This window comes from Paeniglutamicibacter sp. NPDC012692, assembly GCF_042901625.1.
Lineage (GTDB): Bacteria > Actinomycetota > Actinomycetes > Actinomycetales > Micrococcaceae > Paeniglutamicibacter.
Map to the genome: position 1 here is coordinate 275,127 of NZ_JBIBDE010000005.1, position 16,465 is coordinate 291,591.

At 66.7% G+C, this 16,465-nt stretch carries 15 protein-coding genes; 7 read left to right on the plus strand and 8 right to left on the minus strand.

Annotated features, from left to right (window positions below):
- Positions 1-3 precede the first annotated feature (3 nt).
- The 4 genes from ACFY5D_RS17510 to ACFY5D_RS17525 form a co-directional block, all read right to left on the minus strand.
- Positions 4-939, minus strand: a complete 936-nt coding sequence (locus ACFY5D_RS17510; RefSeq protein ID WP_387532756.1) for a threonine/serine dehydratase — start codon at positions 937-939, stop codon at positions 4-6.
- Between the two features lie 93 nt (positions 940-1,032).
- Positions 1,033-2,679 (minus strand): ABC-F family ATP-binding cassette domain-containing protein, encoded by a 1,647-nt coding sequence (locus tag ACFY5D_RS17515; RefSeq protein ID WP_387532759.1) that lies wholly within the window; start codon positions 2,677-2,679, stop codon positions 1,033-1,035.
- Between the two features lie 68 nt (positions 2,680-2,747).
- Complete coding sequence (locus ACFY5D_RS17520; protein WP_387532762.1) at positions 2,748-3,656, minus strand: D-alanyl-D-alanine carboxypeptidase family protein; 909 nt, start codon at positions 3,654-3,656, stop codon at positions 2,748-2,750.
- Between the two features lie 115 nt (positions 3,657-3,771).
- Positions 3,772-3,981, minus strand: a complete 210-nt coding sequence (locus ACFY5D_RS17525; protein WP_387532765.1) for a DUF4287 domain-containing protein — start codon at positions 3,979-3,981, stop codon at positions 3,772-3,774.
- A gap of 288 nt (positions 3,982-4,269) precedes the next feature.
- On the opposite strand from ACFY5D_RS17525, the gene ACFY5D_RS17530 reads away from it, so the two are divergent.
- On the plus strand, positions 4,270-4,635 hold the full coding sequence (locus tag ACFY5D_RS17530) for a hypothetical protein (protein WP_387532768.1): 366 nt from the start codon (positions 4,270-4,272) through the stop codon (positions 4,633-4,635).
- Between the two features lie 107 nt (positions 4,636-4,742).
- Complete coding sequence (locus ACFY5D_RS17535) at positions 4,743-5,255, plus strand: GNAT family N-acetyltransferase (RefSeq protein ID WP_387532772.1); 513 nt, start codon at positions 4,743-4,745, stop codon at positions 5,253-5,255.
- A 138-nt stretch (positions 5,256-5,393) separates the two neighbouring features.
- Here the strand turns inward: ACFY5D_RS17535 and ACFY5D_RS17540 are convergent, their stop codons facing one another.
- Positions 5,394-5,846, minus strand: coding sequence for a MarR family winged helix-turn-helix transcriptional regulator (locus ACFY5D_RS17540; protein ID WP_387532775.1), 453 nt, complete (start codon positions 5,844-5,846; stop codon positions 5,394-5,396).
- The gene (locus ACFY5D_RS17545) at positions 5,839-6,942 is read right to left on the minus strand and encodes an LLM class flavin-dependent oxidoreductase (RefSeq protein ID WP_387532777.1); all 1,104 of its coding nucleotides are present in this window, start codon (positions 6,940-6,942) and stop codon (positions 5,839-5,841) included. Before ACFY5D_RS17545 ends, ACFY5D_RS17540 begins: the two co-directional genes overlap by 8 nt.
- 150 nt (positions 6,943-7,092) lie before the next feature.
- Here ACFY5D_RS17545 and ACFY5D_RS17550 point away from each other — a divergent pair, with 150 nt between their 5' ends.
- On the plus strand, positions 7,093-8,604 hold the full coding sequence (locus tag ACFY5D_RS17550) for an MFS transporter (protein WP_387532780.1): 1,512 nt from the start codon (positions 7,093-7,095) through the stop codon (positions 8,602-8,604).
- A 25-nt stretch (positions 8,605-8,629) separates the two neighbouring features.
- Here the strand turns inward: ACFY5D_RS17550 and ACFY5D_RS17555 are convergent, their stop codons facing one another.
- Positions 8,630-10,342, minus strand: coding sequence for an HNH endonuclease signature motif containing protein (locus ACFY5D_RS17555; protein ID WP_387532782.1), 1,713 nt, complete (start codon positions 10,340-10,342; stop codon positions 8,630-8,632).
- 71 nt (positions 10,343-10,413) lie between these two features.
- Positions 10,414-10,866, minus strand: a complete 453-nt coding sequence (locus ACFY5D_RS17560; protein WP_387532785.1) for a pyridoxamine 5'-phosphate oxidase family protein — start codon at positions 10,864-10,866, stop codon at positions 10,414-10,416.
- A gap of 484 nt (positions 10,867-11,350) precedes the next feature.
- Here ACFY5D_RS17560 and ACFY5D_RS17565 point away from each other — a divergent pair, with 484 nt between their 5' ends.
- From ACFY5D_RS17565 to ACFY5D_RS17580, 4 genes are read left to right on the plus strand one after another with little or no spacing between them, the layout of a single operon-like run.
- Positions 11,351-12,688 (plus strand): purine-cytosine permease family protein, encoded by a 1,338-nt coding sequence (locus tag ACFY5D_RS17565; RefSeq protein ID WP_387532788.1) that lies wholly within the window; start codon positions 11,351-11,353, stop codon positions 12,686-12,688.
- A gap of 35 nt (positions 12,689-12,723) precedes the next feature.
- Positions 12,724-14,277 (plus strand): hydantoinase/oxoprolinase N-terminal domain-containing protein, encoded by a 1,554-nt coding sequence (locus ACFY5D_RS17570; RefSeq protein ID WP_387532791.1) that lies wholly within the window; start codon positions 12,724-12,726, stop codon positions 14,275-14,277.
- The gene (locus tag ACFY5D_RS17575; RefSeq protein ID WP_387532794.1) at positions 14,274-15,353 is read left to right on the plus strand and encodes a DUF917 domain-containing protein; all 1,080 of its coding nucleotides are present in this window, start codon (positions 14,274-14,276) and stop codon (positions 15,351-15,353) included. Before ACFY5D_RS17570 ends, ACFY5D_RS17575 begins: the two co-directional genes overlap by 4 nt.
- Positions 15,350-16,465, plus strand: coding sequence for a DUF917 domain-containing protein (locus tag ACFY5D_RS17580; RefSeq protein ID WP_387532797.1), 1,116 nt, complete (start codon positions 15,350-15,352; stop codon positions 16,463-16,465). The genes ACFY5D_RS17575 and ACFY5D_RS17580 overlap by 4 nt, the downstream gene beginning before the upstream one ends.

The window sequence follows — 16,465 nt, forward strand, 5'->3', positions numbered from 1 at the left end:
CCCCTACAGGTCCGACGGGTCGGTGTTGGCACCGCAAACCAACAGGGCCACCCGCTCGCCGGGGGCCGGAACGTAGGCACCGGAGCGAACCGCCGCAACCACCGTCGCGGCGCCGTGCTCGACCGCCATGCGGTAGTTCTGCCACAGCCAGGACCGGGCCTCGAGAATCGCCGCCTCGCCCACCGTCACCGTGGAAACGCCGTGCGACTCGGCGACCTCGAACCCGATCGTGCCGATCAGCCGTGCACCGAGCGAGTCGGCGGCGACGCCCGAAACCTCGACCTCGACCGGGTGGCCGGCCGCCAGCGAATCGGTCAGCGACGGGCACAGCTCCGGCTCGACGCCGACGATCTTGATCCGGCGGTCCACCCCGGTGGTGATGCCGCCGACTAACCCGCCGCCGCCGACCGCGACCAGCAGGGTGTCCACCCCGCCCGCCGCCTGGTCGATGATTTCAAGGCCGACGGTCCCGGCGCCCGCGACGATTTCGCGCTGGTCGTAGGCGTGGCAGAACAGCGCGCCGCGCCGGCCCGCGAACTCGATGGCCGCCTCGTAGGCGTGGCTGTACTCGGTGCCGACCAAGTGGACGGCGGCGCCGTAGGCCCTGAGCTTGGCCACCTTCACCGCGGGCGCGTTCCCCGGCACGAAGACGTTCGCCGGAACGCCCAGGGCCGCAGCCGCGTAGGCGTTTGCGAGTCCCGCGTTGCCGCCGGACGCCGCGACGATCCCCGCCTCCGCGTCGAGTTCCCCCGCCTCCAGGGCCGCCAGCTGTCGGTTGAAGGCGCCTCGCGCCTTGAACGTGCCGGTGACCTGCAGCTGTTCCAGCTTCAGGTGGCTGACCCCGGGCAGGCCCGGGTCGTCGACGGGCATCAGCGGCGTGCTGCGGATGCGTCCGGAGATGCGCTCGGAGGCGTCAAGGACATCGGAGAGCTGAAGCATGTGTGTGGCTCTTTTCCGCCGGTGGGGGCGTTCGATCCGGGAAACGGGTGGAGGCGGGGTGACCCGCCCGGACGCGGCCGCCCGGGCGTGCGGTCAGGAGTTGATGCCGATCCGGACCTTGCCGTCCTCGACCAGCCAGCGCTGCTCAAGTCGGACGTTGTCCAGCAGGCGGCGGTCGTGGGTCACCAGCAGGAGCGCGCCCTCGTAGGATTCAAGGGCCTCCTCGAGCTGCTCGATCGCCGGCAGGTCCAGGTGGTTGGTCGGCTCGTCGAGGACCAGCAGGTTGACCCCGCGCGCCTGCAGCAGGGCCAGGCCCGACCGGGTGCGTTCGCCGGGGGACAGGTCGCGGACCAGGGACGCGGTCTGGTGCGCCTTGAGGCCGAACTTCGCCAGCAGCGTCCGGGCCTCGGCCGGGGACATCTCCGGCACGGCCGCCTCGAAGGCGTCGCCCAGGGGGCTGTCCTCGCCCAGGTAGCTGCGCGCCTGGTCGATCTCGCCGATCGCCACCGAGGATCCCAGCGAGGCGGAGCCGGTGTCCGGGGCCAGGTGGCCGAGCAGCAGGTTCAGCAACGTGGACTTGCCGGCGCCGTTGGGGCCGGTGATGCCGATCCGGTCCCCGGCGTTGACCTGCGCGGACACGGGGCCGAACGTGAAGTCCCCGCGTGTGATCGCTGCGTCGTTGAGCGTCGAGACGACGGTTGAGCCGCGGGGGGCCGCGGCGATCTCGAACTGCAGCACCCATTCCTTGCGCGGCTCCTCGACCTCGTCCAGCCGCTTGATGCGCGACTCCATCTGGCGGACCTTTTGCGCCTGCTTCTCGGAGGACTCGTTGGACGCCTTGCGGCGCAGCTTGTCGTTGTCCGGGTTCTTCTTCATGGCGTTGCGCACGCCCTGGGATGACCACTCGCGCTGGGTGCGTGCGCGTGAGACGAGGTCGGCCTTCTTGTCGGCGAACTCGTCGTAGGCCTCGCGGGCGTGCCGGCGGTTGATGGCGCGCTCCTCCAGGTAGGAGTCGTAGCCGCCGTCGTAGACCGCGACCTGGTTCTGCGCCAGGTCCAGCTCGACGATGCGGGTGACGCAGCGGGCCAGGAATTCGCGGTCGTGGGACACCAGTACGACGCCGGTGCGCAGCGAGGAAACGAAGGACTCGAGGCGCTCAAGCCCGGCCAAGTCCAGGTCGTTGGTCGGCTCGTCGAGCAGCACCAAGTCGAAGCGGCTGAGCAGCAGGGCGGCCAGCGCCACGCGGGCCACCTGCCCGCCGGAGAGCGCGGTCATCAGCGTGTCGGTGGGCAGGTCGAAACCGAGCTCGGCGAGCGTGGCCGGCGCGCGGTCCTCGAGGTCCATGGCGCCGGACGCCATCCAGTGGTCGAACGCCGCGGCGTAGGCGTCGTCGGCTCCCGGGGCGCCGGAACCCAGCGCCTCCGCGGTGGACTCCATGTCGGCGGTGGCCTGGGCGCACCCGGTGCGGCGGGCCAGGTACGCCTCGATGGTCTCGCCCTCGAGGCGCTCGTGTTCCTGCGGGAGCCAGCCGATGAACGCGCCGTCCGGCGCGCTGGAGACGGTGCCGCCCAGCGGCTCGTCGACGCCGGCCAACAAACGCAGCAGCGTCGACTTTCCGGCCCCGTTGGCGCCCACCACGCCGATCACGTCCCCGGGGGAGACGGTGAAGTTCAGGTTGGAGAAAAGGGTTCGGTGGGCGTGGCCACCGGCAAGGTCCTTGGCCACGAGCGTTGCAGTCATGGATCCAGTTTAGTTTCCCGCGCCCCCTGACAGGACATCGGTGCCCGGCAGGGGTGCGCGGTCGGGAATCAGCGCAGGTACTGCGAGCTCATCCAGCCGGTCCTGGTCCCGACCTTCACCTGGACCCAGGCGCCGGAGACCTTGCCGGTCAGTTGGACCCTGGTGCCCTTCTTGACCAGGGTCAACGCCGTCGACGCGGTCGTCGCGCTTTGGCGCAGGTTCACGTTTTGGGCGGTGGTCTTGGTCGCGGTGGCCACGCCGTAGTAGTGCTCCAGCGTCTTGGACTTCTTCTTGGCCATCGTGCTGGCCTGCGTGGTGCCGACGTAGCGGAAGTGCCACGGCTCGTACTTGTAGCCGGTCACCGCTTCCTGGCCCTTGGGGTAGCGCAGCACGAAGCCGTACTTCGGCGCGTTCTTGGCCATCCACCGGCCCACCGGCGTCGTGGCGAAGCAGTCCTGAAGCGCGCATTTCCGGTTGTAGTTTCCGACGTCCAGGCTCAGCCCGGTCTGGTGCTCGGAGGTGCCCGGTTTCGCGGCGATGCGCAGCGCGTAGGCCGATCCGTAGAGCCGGGTGTACTGGTCGACAATCTGCTTTTGCGAGCCATACGAGCGGTAGCCGGAGGTGAGCTTGATTTTCACCCCGTCCCGCTTGGCCGCCGCCGCAAGGTTCCTGTAGGCGGTGGCGGTTCTGGTCTCCAGGCGGATGCCGCCCGTGTTTGCGATCGTTGAGGTCTTCGGGGCGTACGTCTTGGGCACCAGCGGGTAGGTCTTGTTGACCAACACGTTCAGCTTCTTCGGGTTCCGCGGAGGGGCCGGCTTCTTGGCCAGCTGCGGGGTCAGCGTCAACGCCGCCGGCGCAAACGCCTGGGCCGAAGCGGGAACCGATGCCGAAGCCGGGGCTGCGGGAGCCGCGAGCCCCAGGGTCAAGGAAAGCGTGGCGGTCGCCAGCAGCGCCGGAAGCCTCAGGTGTTTTGACATGGGTGAATCCGGTTCCGTTCGCTCGATGGCGCCGGGCCTGTTTTGCGCGGCGTGCCTTGTGAGCCATTTTATCCACAATCGGTGGTGAAAATCCCGCGGACCGGAACAGCGGCGCCTAGTGCTGGTGTTCTGCCCGGTAGACGTGGACCAGTGCGTTGGCATGCCCGTGGCCGATGCCGTGTTCGGATTTCAGCCAGTTGACCTGCTCCAGGTGCTTTTGGCCGGCCACGGTCCCCAGCAGGTTCATCCAATGGTCGATGGGCTGGCCGTATTTGGTCTCGATCGACGGGAAATAGGACTTGGGGCCCTTGGGCGCATCACTCATGTGGTCCATCCCAGCATGCCGTCGACCGTCCCGCAAGGTCCGGGAGGCATGCATGAGGGCAGGTGAACGCGAAAACGGGCAGGCCCAAGCCTGCTTGGGGCCGTGACTTTGTACCCTATCGGAGCAAGGGGTGCGGGCGCAGGATGAGAGTAGCCGACGGAAGGATGCGGGCCGAGTGTAAACCAGGTCCTCATTGGGATTCCGACGGAGCCCGAACGGGCGACCCTCATCGCGTGTCGACAAACTCGTGAATCGGGGGACGGGATGGAAGGCAAGGAGATCTGGACCATGAAGCGGTTTACTGGATGGCAGAACTGGTTGGTGGTGGCCTGCGGCGTCTACACGTTGCTTGCCATGACGTGGACCAACGCGATGGGAATGTCCACCGCGTACATGACTGCCGGTGGTATCGCGTTGATTGTGGTTGGTGCGGTCAACCTGGCAATGCCAGGCATGCCCGCGGCCGAATGGGTGCAGATGGTCGTGGCACTGTTGGTCGTTGCGGCACCGTGGATGGGTAGCTTCGCTTCCGGCATGCCGGGCGTGGCATGGAATACCTGGATCCCGGGCGTGGTGGCACTGGTAGCCACGGGCATGGCCGTCAAGCCGGCGATGCGTGTCTACCACGAGCATCACCATGCTGCCTCGCACTAGGTGAACACAACCGATTCGCAGGGCCCGGCCACCAAAGCCGGGCCTTGCTCCATGTCGGGGCATCAAAGTCGGTTCCGACGCGGGACCCGGCGCGCTACGCTGGAACCATGTTGCTGCGCACCGAAACCGCCGCCGACCGCACCGCGATTCGAGACCTGACGGTTCGGGCGTTTGCCGGCCCCGAGAGCGACGTTGAGCCCGGCGAGGCCGCGCTGCTGGACGACCTCTTCGGGTGCGAGGAGTACCTGGAAGACTTCTCGGTGGTTGCCGAGGTCGGCGGAAACATCGTCGGCCACGTGATCGCCACCCGCGGTTGGGTCGACGGCGACATCCCGCTGCTGGGACTGGGGCCGATCTCGGTGGCCCCCGAACACCAGGGGCGGGGCATCGGAGGGGCTCTGCTCAACGAAATCCGCGACCGGGCGACGGCCGCGGGGGAGCGCGCGATCGTCCTGCTGGGCCACACCGGCTACTACCCGCGCTTCGGCTACGTCCCGGCGATCCCGGCAGGACTACTGCCCTCGGACATGTCGTGGGGAGAGCACTTCATGGTGCTGGCGCTGGACGGGCACAGCCTGCCGACCGGTAAATTCAGGTATGCGGCGCCGTTTGGCGTCTGAGGTATTCGGTTCGGCCGGGCTGTCTGTGGCCGCGGCGTACGACGGGGTCGTCGAACCTTGCAAGGGAGCGCTGTGCCGGGGGAAGGAGTTCTCCCCCTGGCACAGCGGTCCCTTGGTTGCATGGAAACCTGTGATCGGCTAGTCGGACTCGACGTGGTCGCGCAGCTTGGCGGTCAGCCGCTCCAGGTCGGCGAACTCCTCGGACGTGAGAGCATCGCCGATCAGCGCGTGGATGCCCTTGACGTGTTCGCGGCCGATCTCCTTTTGCAGCTTGGCGCCGGCCTCGGTCAGCGTGAACAGCACTGCCCGCTGGTCGGTGGGATCCGGTTGCCGGGCGACCAGTCCCTTGGCCTCCAGCCGGTCGGCCATGCGGCTGAGGCTCGGCTGGGAAATGAGCAGGTGCTGGTTCAGGTCCGAGAGGCGGCTGGAGCCCGAGGGGCAGCGGGACAGGTTGAAGAGCACGTCGTACTCCCTGGTGCTCAGCTGCTTGAACTCCGGCAACTTCTGGAGCTTGCGCATCACGGAGACCTGGGCCCGGAAGAGGGACTCCCAGGCCGCGTTTGAATCGCGCAGCGAGGCGTGCTCAGGCATCGGTGTTCCCCGCGAACAGCTTGGCGTCCCGCGCGGCGACGCGGTTGGCGTGGGTGGGTGCCTCCGGGTGGTCGGCGGGCTTGCGCGCGTCGAGTTCCTTGCGCAGCTCCGGCAGCACGTACTCGCCGAACAGGTCCAGCTGCTCCAGCACGGTCTTGACCGGCAGGCCCGCGTGGTCGACCAGGAAAAGCTGGCGGTGGTAGTTGCCGAACGTCTCCTGGAAGGTCAGGGTCTTTTCGATCATTTCCTGCGGCGAGCCGACGGTCAGCGGGGTCTGCTCCATGAAGTCCTCCATGGAGGGGCCGTGGCCGTAGACCGGCGCGTTGTTGAAGTACGGGCGGAACTCGTTCTTGGCGTCCTGGGAGTTCTTGCGGATGAAGAACTGGCCGCCGAGGCCGACGATCGCCTGGTCCGCGCGGCCGTGGCCGTAGTGCTCGTAGCGTTCGCGGTAGAGGCCGATCAGCTGCTGGTAGTGCTCCTTGGGCCAGAAGATGTTGTTGGCGAAGAAGCCGTCGCCGTAGTAGGCGGCGATCTCGGCGACCTGCGGGGTGCGGATCGAGCCGTGCCAGACGAACGGGGCCACGCCGTCCAGCGGGCGCGGGGTGGAGGTGAAGTTCTGCAGCGGGGTGCGGTACTTGCCCTCCCAGTTCACGACGTCCTCGTCCCAGAGGCGGCGCAGCAGGTTGTAGTTCTCCACCGTCAGGTTCACCGAGTCCTGCATGTTCTTGCCGAACCACGGGTAGACGGGGGCGGTGTTGCCGCGGCCCAGCACCAGGTCCACGCGGCCGCCGGCGAGGTTCTGCAGCATCGCGAAGTCCTCGGCGATCTTCACCGGGTCGTTGGTGGTGATCAGCGTGGTGGCCGTCGAGAGGATCAGCTTCTCGGTCTGCGCCGCGATGTAGGCCAGCGTGGTGGTGGGGGACGAGGAGAAGAACGGGCGGTTGTGGTGCTCGCCGATGGCGAAGACGTCCATCCCGACCTCTTCGGTCTTCTTGGCGATGGCGACGATGTCGTCGATGCGCTGCTTCTCGGTCGGGGTGGTGCCGCTGACCGGGTTGCGGGTGATGTCGCTGACGCTGAAAATGCCGAACTGCATTCTTGCCTCCTGGGTGGTGATGTGGCTACGTTACATTGTGCCAGAGTTGTATGCGTTTGCATGTAATAGCGGCGCGGGAACCGAAATAATTCCCGTCGACCCATGTGGGGCGCGTCACGTCCGGCGGCGGGTTCGCGATAGAGTCCCGCTATGGACCATTCGCCCACACCGCCGGCCCGACCCGCGGACCTCGCCGCGCAGGCCCCTGTCCGATGGGGCGCCGTCGCCTCGATCGTCGGGTTTCTGGCCCTGGTGGAGATCACCAGCGGCATCCTGCAGGGCTACTACACGCCGCTGATGACCGACATCGCGCGCCACCTGGGAATCCACGACGCCGACGTGAACTGGTTCGAGGCGGCCCAGCTGATGGTCTCCGCGCTGGCTGTCCCGCTGCTGGCCTCGCTCGGCGACATCTTCGGGCACAAGCGCATGCTGCTGGTCTCCGCGATCGTCACCGCCGCCGCATCCTGGGCGGTGGTGTTCGCCGGTTCCTTCACCACCTTCCTGGTCGCGTGGGCGTTCCAGGGGTTCTACGCGGTGTGGCTGCCGCTTGAAATCGCGATCATCTTTTCGCGCTCGCGCAAGCTCGGCGCACCCGGGCCGATCACCCGCCGGGCCGCCGGGTTGCTGGTCGGCGCCCTTGAACTCGGGGTCATCGGCGGCGCGCTGGCCGGCGGTGCGCTGATCGGCCTCTTCGGCGGGAACCTTGCGCTGACCATGGTGGTTCCGGCAGTCGCCACGACGCTGTGCATCTTTGCCGTGGGGTTCGGCGTGCCCGACGACGGGGCGCGCAACGGCGCCAAGATCGACGGCGGCGGGTTCGGCTACCTGGCCGTCGGCCTGCTGCTGCTGACCAGCGGGCTGAGTTTCCTGCGCATCAACGGCCCGGCCAGCCCGCTGGTCTGGGGCTGTCTGACGCTGGGACTGGCCGTGCTTTACGTGTTCTACCGGCACGAGAACAAGCAGGACGATCCGCTGATCGACTTCAAGGTGCTCTTCGCTCGTTCCATGTGGCCGCTGCAGCTCACCGCGGGGCTTTTCGGCGTCTCGGTGCTCGGCGCGCAGATCCCGATGAGCACGTTCGCCCGCACGGACCCGGCTGCCAACGGCTACGGGCTGGGCATGAGCGCCTCGGGGGTCTCGATCATCATCGGAGCATACGTGCTCTCGCTGCTCATCGGCGCGCTGCTGTTCCCGGTGAGTGCCAGGCTGATGGGCACCCGGGCGACGCTGGTCGCGGCAAGCACGCTGGTCGGCATCGGATACCTGATGTTCCTGCCGCTGCACGGCTCGCTGGCCCAGGTGCTCACCAACATGGTCGTTGCCGGGCTAGGCTCCGGGGCTCTGGTGGCGGCCCTTCCCGCGGCCGCTGCAGCCGCCGCGCCGTTCCACCGGACGGGCATGGCCACGGGGCTGACCAACGCCGTGAAGACGATCGGCGGGTCCTTCGCCTCGGCGATCTTCGGGCTGGCGCTGATCGGGCAGGTTGCCGGCGCCGCGAGCGAAGGAGGTGCCGAGAGCTTCGCCGCCCCGCTGGCCGGGTACATGGTCGTGTGGGGGATCTGCGGCGGAACGGCGATCGTGTGCGCGCTGGCGTTGCTGGCCGTGCCGCGCGGTGCGCTGGAGGACGCGCCCCTGAACGCGGACGGGTCGGGCGCCTAGGGATCTTGGCCGGAATCCCCGGCCTTCAGAACAGGGTGGGTCGCGGGCCTTGCCAGTAGGTGTTTCGGCGGGGGAGCTGTTCCGGGTCCAGGTACTTGGGCAGGAGCAGGTGCGGCAGGCCATCGTGGATGACGACGCTTAGCTCCCCGTTGTCGATCATGTGGTGGTGCGCCGTGCACTCAAACACCTGCATGTCCACGCTGGTTCCGCCGCCGTCCTTCCACGGTTTGACGTGGTGGAATTCGCAGTGTTCGGGCGGCACGGTGCAGCCCGGGTAGAGGCATCCGCCGTCACGCGCGAGCACCGCCCGCTTCATGTGGTCCGGGGCTAGTCGCATTTCGCGGCCGACGTCGAGTATCTCGCTTTGCCCGCCGAGCACGATCGGGATGACGCCCTCGGTGCACAACCGCCTGCGGAGTTCCCCGACGGGTATTTCCAGGCCGTGGGCGCTCCACCCTGATCCCTTGGCCAGACCGAGCAACGTTTCGAGGTAGACGTATACAACGATCTGCGCTGTCGGGAGGCCAGCGGGGGACTTCTGTGGCCGCGAATTCGGTGCCCGCATCAGGTTCAGCAAGGTTTGCAGGTGGCGCTGGGGCGGGGTGAGTCCGTCGGCGTTGGAAAATGCGTCGCTGCCGGTACTGGCGCTGCTGCCGAAGCTGCCAGCGTCGGATGGCGGGAATTCGAAGGTCGCGGCGTCGGTCGGGTGGGTGAACCAGCCTGGTCCGTCGTTTGAGGGAGCGCAGGCCGGTTGTTCGCCGGGGAGTGCGGATGCAGGAAAGTCCGGGGAAGCCTGGGATGGCTGGGATTCGGGACGAGTCGCGGCGTCGGCCATGGCCTGCCGGTTGCCGGCATTCGTCCGCGGATTGTCGGATTGGGCGAAGTGCGACAGGAATATCTCGGCGTCGAGATTGAGCATGCACGCGTTCAAGTAGGTGAAGTGGCGGGTCCGCTTGGTGATGAAGATGCCCGTCTTCGCGCGGACTTCCACGGGAGTCGGCGACTCGGGGGTGTCCTCGAGCTCGTCGCCGAACCGGTCGAAAAGCCGCTGGGTGTTCCGCGGGATGTCTTCGGCGACGGCCTTGGCGATGCGCTCCTCGATGTCGGCAGCGAGCGTGGTTCCCTCCGGCCGGGCCAGGATGCTTGGTCGGAGCTTGTCCAGCCTGCGGGCCGCGGCGGCGGTGGGACGGACCCGGGCTTTGCCCTCGCGGACCTGGTGGGCGAGTTTAGGGTACCGGGGACCCTGTTGGATGCCGTGCTCGTCGATCCGGGGAAGCAGCGCGTCGGCAGCCTGCAGCCTGTCGCGGGCCTCGAAATGGCTGATATTCAGGGTGCCTTGCAGGCATTCGGCGGGGTCCTTGAACTCGAGTCGGCCCGTGGGAACGTTTGCCGGGTCCGCGGGGAGCTGGGTCTCTCCGTTGATGTAGCCGGCCGGATCACCGGTGATGCCGCGCAGCAGGGTGAACGTTTCGGCGGGTAGCTCGTGGACGAGATTCTGCCGGGCGACCTGCGCGACCCGGATTTGGGCGAACTCGAGGAACCCGTGTGCCCGTTCGACGGCGATGGCCAGCAGGACTGCCCGGGTGGGCGAATCGGTGCTTGCCGCCACGCGATCGACAAGGTCGCGCGTGAGCCGGGTTGATTCGAGCAGTGCGCGCAACTCATCCTCCGGGGTGGGTTGGTACCCCGGATCGTCACGGTGGCCCGTGAGCGTTGCGATGAATTGGCTGGCCTCCATACGCCCCAGTGTGGGGTACAGACTGCCCCGCCGCGTGTGGCCGGTGCGGGAATGTGGACAACCGTGCGGGGTCAGCCGTGCTTCATGTGCTTCCACCAGGTCATGGGTTCTGCCACGTGGAAGCGGCGGCCGGTGACGCTGGCTGGAACGATGCGCACGAACTGGTCCTTCGGGCCGGGTTCCCACGGGAAGAGCATGAGAGAGAAGGAATCGACGAGTTCCTCGATACCCTGGAACAGCTCCGCGGTTCCCTCGACCATGACCGACCAGGCGATGCCGGTGTCCTGGTCGACGCCGTCGGCCTCGAAGGCGACGTTCGGCTGCCGGCTCATGATGTCGAGCTTGTTTCCGGGGCCGGTGCGGAAGACGACGGTGCCGTGGTCGACCGTGAAGTTGATCGGGAAGATTCTCGGCTGGTCGCCGTGGCTGACGGCCAGATGCCCGACCGAGACGCTCCGCAGCTGTTCCCAGCACTGGTGGGATTCGAGGATCTCGGTCCCCGGGTGGTGCTGTTGTTTTTCCATGGCACGAGCGTACGTCGCAGATCATGGTCTCGCCAGAGGAATCGATTCGACGAACAAGGCCAAGCCTTCACCTTGTTCGTGGAGGCCACGACCGAACGAGGGCGCTTGGTCAATGGCCGAAAGGCAAGTTCGAATGCAGCGTGCGAGCCGGCTTGCTGGAGGCACCCGGGTGGTTTGTGGAAAATCTCAATGCGACGAGGCCATCGGGTGCGACAAGATCCAAACGCGGCAAGAGGGGCGTGATTATGGCCCGAACCCATCTCCGCAGCGAATGCTCTTTGAGTCGGCGACAAAGCCCGCGACGTTGTTTGTGCCGCTGGTGTCGGATGCGCTGTCACTTTCGTCGGTAAGAATTCTGCGGGGCGCTGTGCTTCCTGCACACTAATCTGGGCAGTATGTGCAACTTGCATGTGGCATGGATCATGAATCCTTCATAACTTTGGTGAGTCCTCATTCGCACGATCCACTTTGTCCAAGGAGCAACATGGCACATCCGACGCACGCCGACGATTTCGCCCTCTCCCGTGTCACCTCGCAGGCCCAGAAGCCATGGTTCGGCATTGCCGTCCAACGCTTCGGCCAGGTTTCGGCGCTCTCGCAATTCCTGCTGGGCGCGACGCTAGGCTTCAGCATGACCTTCGGAGAAGCAGCCCTGGCGCTACTTTTCGGGTCGATCATCCTTGAGATCCTGATGTGCATTGTTGGCATCATCGGCCAGAAGGAAGGCCTCAACACCGCGCTGTTGGCCCGCTGGACCGGCTTCGGAGACGTGGGAGCCTCCCTGGTGGGGCTGGCCATCGGCATCAGCCTGATCGGCTGGTTCGGCATCCAGAGCGCCATCTCCGCCCAGTCACTCGATGTGCTCATGCCCAACATGCTGCCCATGTGGGTATGGTCCCTGCTTTTCGGCCTGGCAGTCACCGGCATTGTCGCCTTCGGCTTCTCCGGCATGCAGCGCCTGGCCAACATCACCGTGCCGCTATTCCTGGTTCTTGTCGGGTGGTCCGTGATCAGCGAACTTCGGAACCACTCCCTGGGCGAGCTGTTGACCTCTCCAGCCCCGGGTCCGACCATGACCGTCTGGCAGGGAACCGCAGTGGTGGCGGGCGGCCTCATCGTCGGCGCCATCATCACTGCCGACATGACCCGGTTCAACCGTTCCAAGGCGGACGTCGTCAAGCAGACGGTGCTTGGCGTGACCCTCGGTGAGTTTGTCATCGGTCTGGCCGGCGTCCTGCTGGCACATGCCGCGGCCACCGGCGACATCGTGGCGATCGTGACGTCTTCCATCGGGTTCGTCGGACTGCTGATCGTGATTACCGGAACCTTGAAGATCAACGACTGGAACCTCTATTCCTCGTCGCTTGGCCTGATCAATTTCGTCTCCACGTCCTTCAACAAGAACCTGAACCGCGTCACCACCACCGTGGTCCTGGGCTTGGTTGGATCCATCCTGGCCGCGGCCGGCATCCTTTCGCGCTTTACGGACTTCCTGATCGTGTTGGGCGTGTCCTTCCCTCCGATCGCCGGAATCATGGTCGCCGAGTACTACATCGTCAAGCGGTGGCGCGGTGAACTCGATGCCACGCGCCTTTTGGGCACCCTGCCGAAAACCGCGCCGCGCATCGTCCCGGCAACCATCATCATTTGGGCGGTCTCCTCTGTGGCCGGATACTTCGTCACCTGGGGTATCCCGTCGCTGATCTCACTATTCCTATCCATGGCGCTCTACGTTGCAGCGGGCAAGCTCGGACTGGTCAGGGGTGTGGGGCTATCCCGCACCCTCCAGTCCGAACCCGCGAACGTGTCAACCGCAGCCTGAAACCAGACCTCACACATTTAGCGAAGGACCAGACCATGCATATCGGAATCGATGTCGGGGGCACCAACACCGACGCCGTGCTGATGGACGGGCGCCAGACGCTCGGCGCAGTCAAGCACGCCACCACACCCGACGTGACCACCGGAATCGTCCAGGCGATCCAAGATCTGCGACGCGGCCACCACTTCGAGGGTGAGCAAATCACCGCGGTCATGATCGGCACGACCCATTTCATCAACGCACTGGTTCAAGCCAAGCGCTTGGCCCCCACGGCGGCACTGCGCCTGGGGCTTCCCGCAACCAAGGCATTGCCGCCTCTGGTGGACTGGCCCGAAGGGCTCAAGAACGCCATCAGCGCGCGCAGCTATTTGGCGCATGGCGGCTACGAATTCGACGGCCGGCCCATCTCGCCGCTGGATCCCGATGAGTTGCGTGCCCACGCCGAGGACATGAAAGCCCACGGCATTCGCTCGGTCGCGATTTCAGCGGTCTTCAGCCCTGTCAACCACGACCTCGAGGTCAGGGCCGCGGAAATCATTGCGGAAGTCCTCGGAAGCGACGTCGCCATCTCGCTTTCCCACGAGATCGGCCGCATTGGCCTGCTGGAACGCGAAAACGCCACGATCATCAACGCGGCGCTTCGTGAGCTGGCGGCCGAGATCGTGGACGGGCTCACCGTTGCAGTGCGCGCCGAGGGCATTGATTCGCCCATTTACCTGAGCCAGAACGATGGCACGCTGATGGACGAGGACTATGTGCGCCTCTACCCCGTGGCGACCTTCGCCTCGGGGCCCACCAACTCGATGCGCGGGGCCGCGCTCACTTCCGGCCTGGCTACCTGCGCCGTCATCGACATCGGCGGCACCACCGCTGACATCGGCCTGTTGGTCAACGGCTTCCCGCGGGAAACCGCCAACGAGGTCAAGGTCGCGGGCATCCGCACCAACTTCCGCATGCCGGACGTGCTCTCCCTTGGCATCGGGGGCGGAAGCATCGTGGACACCGAAACCGGAGAGGTGGGACCGGAATCGGTGGGCTACAAGCTGGGTACCGAGGCCCTGGTCTTTGGCGGCGGCACGCTCACCGCCACCGACATCGCCGTGGCGGCGGGAAGGGTGGAGATCGGGGACCGGAGCAAGGTGGCCCACCTGGACCCGGCCTTCGTGCAGAAGGTCCTGGCAAGGATCGCTGAGCGCGTGTCCGAGGCGGTTGACAGGATGCGCACCTCCCCGGAACCCATCGCCGTGGTGGCGGTGGGCGGCGGATCGATCCTGCTGGCCGATGAACTCCCGCTCTTCGGCGCGGTGAACCGCCCGGAAAACTATGCGGTTGCCAACGCCATCGGCGCCTCGATCGCCCAGGTGGGCGGTGAAATCGACAAGGTCTACACCATCGAGCCCGGCCAGCGCGAGGAATCCCTGGCTGCGGTGCGCGCCGAAGCCATCGACAAGGCCATAGCCGCCGGGGCGTCCCCGCGATCCGTGAAGATCATCGACTTCGACGAGGTCCCCATCCCGTACCTGCCGGGCAACGCCACGCGCATCCGGGTCAAGGCAGTCGGCGACCTGGAAATGGGGGTCCGGGTATGAGCTGGATGATTTCCCTTGACATGATCGCGCCCCTGGCACGCGGTGCGGCGGTGCTGGGCACAGGCGGGGGAGGGGACCCCTACATCGGCTCGCTGCTAGCCGAACAGGCATTGCGCGAACACGGCCCCGTCACGGCCATCTCGCTGGAAGAGGTGCCCGATGACGCGCTGGCGCTGACGGTCTCCATGATGGGCGCGCCCACCGTCATGGTGGAAAAGTTGCCGAGCCTCGACGAGCTCGTGGCGCCAGTCCGCGCATTGGAAAAGCACCTGGGACGGAAAATGACCCATGTTGCATGCGCGGAGGTCGGCGGCGTGAACTCCACCATCCCGATCGCCGCGGCGGCAGTCCTTGGGCTGCCGTTGATCGATGCGGACGGCATGGGCAGGGCCTTCCCGGAGCTGCAGATGCTGCTGCCCACGCTCTACGGAATCACCGCATCCCCGCTGGCGATCAGCGACGAAAAGGGCAACACCGCCGTGCTGGAAACGGCGGACAACCTCTGGACCGAGCGGATCGCCCGGGTTGCCTGCGTGGAAATGGGGTGCTCCGTCATGGTCGCTGGATTCGCGATGGACGGGGTACAGGCCAGGGCATCCATGGTGCCCGGTTCCCTGGGCCACTGCCTGTCGATCGGTACCGGCATCGAGGAGGCTCGCGCCGCCAAGATCGATCCGGTCGCGACGGTGCTTGACCTGGTCGGCGGGCTGGAGATCTTCGCCGGCAAGGTCGTGGACGTCGAACGCGGCACCACCAAGGGCTTCGCCCGCGGCAGCGCACGGATTGAAAACACCGATGCCATGCTGAGGCTGTCGTTCCAGAACGAACACCTGATCGCCCAGTCCAACGACCGCGTGCTGGCCACCACCCCGGACCTGATCATGGTGCTGGACCACGAATCAGGGGAACCGATCACCACCGAGTCGCTGCGCTACGGGCAGCGGGTGCGCGTGCTCAGCGCCCCCAGCGACCCGCGCTGGCATTCCCCCGAGGCCCTGGCCATGGTGGGACCCGGGTACTTCGGCTACGACATGCCATCGCACCGGTTCGACGGCGTCCCGGAGCCTGTCTCATGAGCTGGCAGCTGCGCGCCTCCGACCTCGGGGACCTCGCACGCGGAGCCACGTTGCTGGGCACGGGCGGTGGAGGGGACCCGTACATCGGCAAAATGCTGGTGGAACGGGTCCTCGGCGACGGGTACATCACCATCCTGGACCCGGAGGAGCTCGATGATGACATGTTCGTGATCCCCACCGCCCAAATGGGCGCCCCCACGGTCATGGTCGAGAAAATCCCGGCCGGGACCGAGGCTCTGTTGGCTCTGCGCACCCTGGAGGAACACCTGGGCCGCACCGCCGATGCGACGATGCCCATCGAGTGCGGCGGCATCAACTCGATGATTCCGCTGGCCGTCGCCGTCGAGGCGGGCCTTCCCGTCATCGACGCGGACGGCATGGGACGGGCATTCCCCGAGCTGTCCATGGAGACCTTCGCGGTGTACGGGGTGCACGGCTCGCCACTGGCGCTTGCGGGTGAACGCGGCGAGAAGGTCATCATCGACACGGGGGACGACGACAGACAGATGGAGTGGCTGGCCCGGGGCATCACCATCCGCCTGGGAGGGGTGGGGCACATCGCCGAATACGCGATGACGGGCGCCGACGTGAAGCGCACCGCCGTGCCGCGAACGCTCTCCATGGCGCTGGCCCTGGGCCGGGCCATCCGGCTTGCCCGGGAAGAACATGGCTCGCCCTTCGATGCCATTGCCGGGACTCTGTCGAACACCCTGTACTGCCATGTCCGCGAGCTGTTCGCCGGCAAGGTCAGCGACGTGGAGCGGCGCACCACCGACGGCTTCGCCAAGGGGCGTGCGGTGATCTCCCCGCTCGGAGCCGACGACGGCGAGGAACTGGAGATCGTGTTCCAGAACGAGAACCTGGTGGCACGGCGCGACGGGATCGTGCTGGCCATCGTCCCGGACCTGATTTGCGTCCTTGATGCCGAAAGCGGGGAACCGATCACCACCGAGGGGCTGCGCTACGGGCAACGGGTGCGGGTGCTGGGAATCTCCACCCCGGAGATGATGCGCACCCCCGAGGCCCTCGCGGCATTCGGCCCCGCGGCCTTTGGACTGAAGGAGGAGTTCGTCCCCGTGGAGCAACCGCGATTGGCGCGGCGGCCCCGATAG

Bases quoted from the DNA above. Each gene is read 5' to 3' on its own strand.
- ACFY5D_RS17510 (WP_387532756.1), bottom strand. From the start codon at position 939: ATGCTTCAGCTCTCCGATGTCCTTGACGCCTCCGAGCGCATCTCCGGA.
- ACFY5D_RS17515 (WP_387532759.1), bottom strand. From the start codon at position 2,679: ATGACTGCAACGCTCGTGGCCAAGGACCTTGCCGGTGGCCACGCCCAC.
- ACFY5D_RS17520 (WP_387532762.1), bottom strand. From the start codon at position 3,656: ATGTCAAAACACCTGAGGCTTCCGGCGCTGCTGGCGACCGCCACGCTT.
- ACFY5D_RS17525 (WP_387532765.1), bottom strand. From the start codon at position 3,981: ATGAGTGATGCGCCCAAGGGCCCCAAGTCCTATTTCCCGTCGATCGAG.
- ACFY5D_RS17530 (WP_387532768.1), top strand. From the start codon at position 4,270: ATGAAGCGGTTTACTGGATGGCAGAACTGGTTGGTGGTGGCCTGCGGC.
- ACFY5D_RS17535 (WP_387532772.1), top strand. From the start codon at position 4,743: ATGTTGCTGCGCACCGAAACCGCCGCCGACCGCACCGCGATTCGAGAC.
- ACFY5D_RS17540 (WP_387532775.1), bottom strand. From the start codon at position 5,846: ATGCCTGAGCACGCCTCGCTGCGCGATTCAAACGCGGCCTGGGAGTCC.
- ACFY5D_RS17545 (WP_387532777.1), bottom strand. From the start codon at position 6,942: ATGCAGTTCGGCATTTTCAGCGTCAGCGACATCACCCGCAACCCGGTC.
- ACFY5D_RS17550 (WP_387532780.1), top strand. From the start codon at position 7,093: ATGGACCATTCGCCCACACCGCCGGCCCGACCCGCGGACCTCGCCGCG.
- ACFY5D_RS17555 (WP_387532782.1), bottom strand. From the start codon at position 10,342: ATGGAGGCCAGCCAATTCATCGCAACGCTCACGGGCCACCGTGACGAT.
- ACFY5D_RS17560 (WP_387532785.1), bottom strand. From the start codon at position 10,866: ATGGAAAAACAACAGCACCACCCGGGGACCGAGATCCTCGAATCCCAC.
- ACFY5D_RS17565 (WP_387532788.1), top strand. From the start codon at position 11,351: ATGGCACATCCGACGCACGCCGACGATTTCGCCCTCTCCCGTGTCACC.
- ACFY5D_RS17570 (WP_387532791.1), top strand. From the start codon at position 12,724: ATGCATATCGGAATCGATGTCGGGGGCACCAACACCGACGCCGTGCTG.
- ACFY5D_RS17575 (WP_387532794.1), top strand. From the start codon at position 14,274: ATGAGCTGGATGATTTCCCTTGACATGATCGCGCCCCTGGCACGCGGT.
- ACFY5D_RS17580 (WP_387532797.1), top strand. From the start codon at position 15,350: ATGAGCTGGCAGCTGCGCGCCTCCGACCTCGGGGACCTCGCACGCGGA.